This window comes from Micromonospora chalcea (assembly GCF_002926165.1).
Classification (GTDB): domain Bacteria; phylum Actinomycetota; class Actinomycetes; order Mycobacteriales; family Micromonosporaceae; genus Micromonospora; species Micromonospora chalcea.
Window position 1 is genome coordinate 1 of record NZ_MAGP01000062.1, and the last position, 4,121, is coordinate 4,121.

Genomic DNA, 4,121 nt, shown 5'->3' on the forward strand with positions numbered 1-4,121 from the left:
GTTCCAGGTCGCCGACCGCCTGGCCGTGCGTCGCGAGTCCCTGCTCGGCAAGCCCCTGGGCCTGAAGCCCCCCGCCCGTCCTACGACGACGCCACCTGAGCCGGAAAAGGGACCGCCCCCTCTCGCGTGCGGCGGGAAGGGGCGGTTGGGGAGCGGTGGGAGCTAGCGGCCGGCGGGCTTCAGGCCCAGGGGCTTGCCGAGCAGGGACTCGCGACGCACGGCCAGGCGGTCGGCGACCTGGAACAGGGCCTTCGCGGCGGGAGCGTCCGGCTGCGCCAGCACGATCGGCTGACCGGCGTCGCCGCCCTCGCGTACCCGGGTGTCCAGCGGGATCTGCCCCAGCACCGGCACCTGCGCGCCGATGGTCCGGGTCAGCGACTCGGCCACCGCCGCGCCGCCACCGGCCCCGAAGACCTCCATCCGGGAGCCGTCCGGCATCTCCAGCCACGACATGTTCTCGATGACGCCGACCACCCGCTGGTGGGTCTGCAACGCGATCGCGCCGGCCCGCTCGGCCACCTCCGCGGCGGCCGCCTGCGGCGTGGTGACCACCAGGATCTCCGCGTTCGGCAGCAACTGGGCCACCGAGATCGCGATGTCGCCGGTGCCCGGCGGCAGGTCGAGCAGGAGGACGTCCAGGTCGCCCCAGTAGACGTCGGCGAGGAACTGCTGGAGCGCCCGGTGCAGCATCGGCCCGCGCCAGACCACGGCGGCGTTGCCGGGGGTGAACATGCCGATCGAGATGACCTTCACGCCGTGCGACTGCGGCGGCATGATCATGTCTTCGACGCGGGTCGGCGCGCCGTCGGCGCCGAGCATCCGGGGCACCGAGTGGCCGTAGATGTCCGCGTCCACCACACCCACCGACAGGCCCCGCGACGCCAGCGCGGCGGCCAGGTTGACGGTCACGCTCGACTTGCCGACACCGCCCTTGCCGCTGGCCACCGCGTAGACGCGGGTCCGCGAGCCGGGCTGGGCGAACGGGATCACCGGCTCGGCAGTGGCGCCACCGCCGCGCAGCTTCGACTGCAGCTCCTGGCGCTGCTCCGGGCTCATCACCCCGAAGACGATCTCCACGCCGCTCACGCCGGGCACCGCGCCCACGGCGGCGGTGATGTCGCTGCGCAGCTTGTCCTTCAGCGGGCAGCCGGCCACGGTGAGCAGCAGCTCCACCCGGACCACGCCGTCGTCGTCCCGCTCGGCGGACTGGACCATGCCGAGTTCGGTGATCGGCCGGCGGATCTCCGGGTCGTTGACGGTGGCCAGGGCGGCCTGGATCGCGTCGGAGACGGTGCTGACGGGTGCTGACATGCCCGCAATGCTACGTCGCGGGTCATCGGCCCCCGCCGCTGGCGGGGGCGGTGTGAGCGATTCGATGGCCGGTCAGCCCTCGTAGCGACCGTCCCGCGCGAAGTCCCCGTCCAGCTCGTCCCGGGGCTCGTCCAGCCGATCGGCGCCGGCCGTCCGGCGGGCCTCCCGCTCCTGCTGCCGCCGCTCCAGCTTGCGCCGCCGCTCGGCCGCCTCGTCCAGTTCCTCGCCCAGCCGGGTCAGCTCCGAGCGGAGGAAGTCCCGGGTCGCCACGTCACCCATCGCGATCCGCAGCGCGGCGATCTCCCGCGCCAGGTACTCCGTGTCCGCCTTCTGCAGCGTGGCCCGCCGCCGGTCCTCGTCCAGCGCGATCCGGTCCCGGTCCGCCTGCCGGTTCTGCGCGAGCAGGATCAACGGCGCCGCGTAGGACGCCTGCAGGGACAGGATCAAGGTCAAGAACGTGAAGGTGTACGGGTCGAAGCGCAGGTTCGCCGGGGCCAGCGTGTTCCACAGGAACCAGGCCACCAGGATCAGCGTCATGTAGACGAGGAAGTTCGCCGTGCCCATGCCCCGGGCGATGCCCTCGGCCCAGCGGCCGAACGTCTCCGCGTCGACCCGGGGCAGGCGCAGGTTCCGCGGGGCGCGCGGCTGGTCCAGCCGGTCGCCCCGGCGCTGATCACTCATCGTCGCCGTCCAGGATGCCGTCGTCGGTGGTGGACGAGGGGGATGCCGCGTCCCGGTCCCGCCAGTCCCGCGGCAGGGAATGGTCGAGCACGTCGTCCACCGTCACCGCGCCGACCAGGCGGTTGGCCCGGTCCACCACCGGCATGCCGACCATGTCGTACGTGGCCATCCGGCGGGTGATCTCGGGCAGCGGGGTCGACGTCCGCAGCGGGTCGATGTCGTTCACCACGATCCCGCCGAGCAGATCGGCCGGCGGTTCCCGCAGCAGCCGCTGGAAGTGCACCATGCCCAGGTAGCGGCCGGTGGGCGTGGTCAGCGGGGCGCGGGTCACGAAGACCTGGGCGGCCACCGCCGGCGAGAGCTGCGCCTCCCGGATCCGGGCCAGCGCCTCGGCCACCGTGGCGTCCGGCGGCAGGATCACCGGCTCCGAGGTCATCACGCTGCCGGCGGTGCCGGAGGCGTAGCGCAGCAACTGGCGTACCGGGTCGGCCTCGTCCGGCTCCATCAGGTCGAGCAGCACGTCCTGCTCCGGCGGGGGCAGCTCGTTGAGCAGGTCGGCGGCGTCGTCCGGCTCCATCTCCTCCAGCACGTCGGCGGCGCGCTGGCGGTCCAGCGCGGCCAGGATCTCCACCTGGTCGTGCTCGGGCAGCTCGCTGAGCACATCGGCCAGGCGCTCGTCGTCGAGCGCTGCGGCCACCTCGTTGCGCCGGGCGTCGGGCAGGTCCTGGAGGGCGTTGGCGAGGTCGGCGGGGCGCATGTCCTCCAGGACGGCGAGCAGGTTCGCCGTACCCCGGTTGTCGCCGACCGCGCCGAGGCCGTGCACCCGGTCCCACTCGACCTGGTGGAGGTGGCCGCGCCGGGTGAGCCGGCCGGTGTGCTCGCGCACGGCGACCCGGCTCAGCGTCCACTCGCCGCCGCGGCTGCACTCCATGGCCACGTCCACCACGGAGCCGGCCCGGCCGCCCTCGACCTGGACCCGGCGGTCGAGCAGTTCCTGGAGCACCAGCAGCTCGTTCGGGCGCTTCTCGAACCGGCGCAGGTTGAGCGTGCCGCTGCCGAGCACCACCCCGTCGGGATCGATGGAGGTGATCCGGTTGATGGACAGGAAGATGCGCCGTCGCATCGGCATCTCCGCGACCAGGCCGACCACCTCCGGCGGTCGCTGGGTCGCGCGCATCCGCGCCACCGCGTCCCGGACGCGGCCGACCTGATCGCCGTTCGGGTCGAAAACGGCGACTCCGGCGAGTCGAGCGAGGTAGACCCGGTTCGGCGTGCTCACGGGCACCAGCCTAAGGGCCTACTCTCTAACAGCATGTCGACCTTGGGCTACGAGATCGTGGACGTCTTCACCGACCGCCCCTTCGCCGGCAACCCGCTGGCCGTGGTGTTCGGCGCGGAAGGGCTGGCCACCGAGCAGATGCAGGCGCTCGCGCTGGAGTTCAACCTGTCCGAGACGGTCTTCGTGCTCCCGCCGACACAGGTCGGCGCCACCTACCGGGCGCGGATCTTCACCCCCGCCGACGAACTGCCCTTCGCCGGGCACCCGAGCGTCGGCGCCGCGGTGACCGCGAGCCGGCGTGGCGTCTTCGGCGCGGGCCGGGTCACCCAGGAGTGCGGCGCCGGCGTCCTGCCGATCGAGGTGACTGCCACCGGCGCGACGCTCACCGGCGGCACGCCCACGCTCGGCCCGGAACTCGACCCGGAACCGCTGCTGGAGATGGTCGGCCTCACCGGCCCCGACCACGTCGGCCCGCCGCCGCGCGTCGCCGGGTGCGGCCTGGAGTTCCCCTACCTTCCGGTACGCCCGGACGCGGTGGCCCGGGCACGGTTGAACACGGCGGCGGCGGAGCGGTACGGCGTTGAGCACGTCAGCCTCTTCTCCTGGGACGCCGATTCGCAAACCGCGCACGCCCGGGTCTTCGTGCCGGGGCTCGGCGTGCCCGAGGACCCGGCGACCGGCTCGGCCGCTCTCGGGCTGGGCGTGTGGCTGGTCGCGAGCGGGCTGCTGCCCGGCGAGGGGCGCGCGGAGTACACCGTCCGGCAGGGCATCGAGATCCACCGCCCCTCCACGCTGACCTGCACGGTGACCGCCTCCGGCGGGCTGGCACTGGGCGGGACCGTCTCCGGCC

General features: G+C 73.5%; 4 protein-coding genes. 1 reads left to right on the plus strand and 3 read right to left on the minus strand.

Annotated elements, in window-relative coordinates:
* Window positions 1–162 precede the first annotated feature (162 nt).
* From BAW75_RS06880 to BAW75_RS06890, 3 genes are all read right to left on the minus strand, one after another.
* Complete coding sequence (locus tag BAW75_RS06880; RefSeq protein WP_030501083.1) at window positions 163–1,311, minus strand: Mrp/NBP35 family ATP-binding protein; 1,149 nt, start codon at window positions 1,309–1,311, stop codon at window positions 163–165.
* A 72-nt stretch (window positions 1,312–1,383) separates the two neighbouring features.
* Window positions 1,384–1,992 carry a DUF1003 domain-containing protein gene (locus BAW75_RS06885; protein ID WP_064447572.1) on the minus strand — a complete coding sequence of 203 codons (609 nt, stop codon included), beginning with the start codon at window positions 1,990–1,992 and terminating at the stop codon, window positions 1,384–1,386.
* Window positions 1,985–3,271 (minus strand): magnesium transporter MgtE N-terminal domain-containing protein, encoded by a 1,287-nt coding sequence (locus BAW75_RS06890; protein WP_064447753.1) that lies wholly within the window; start codon window positions 3,269–3,271, stop codon window positions 1,985–1,987. The genes BAW75_RS06885 and BAW75_RS06890 overlap by 8 nt, the downstream gene beginning before the upstream one ends.
* Before the next feature lie 33 nt (window positions 3,272–3,304).
* On the opposite strand from BAW75_RS06890, the gene BAW75_RS06895 reads away from it, so the two are divergent.
* On the plus strand, window positions 3,305–4,121 hold an 817-nt coding region (locus tag BAW75_RS06895; RefSeq protein WP_104113000.1), incomplete at its 3' end, for a PhzF family phenazine biosynthesis protein.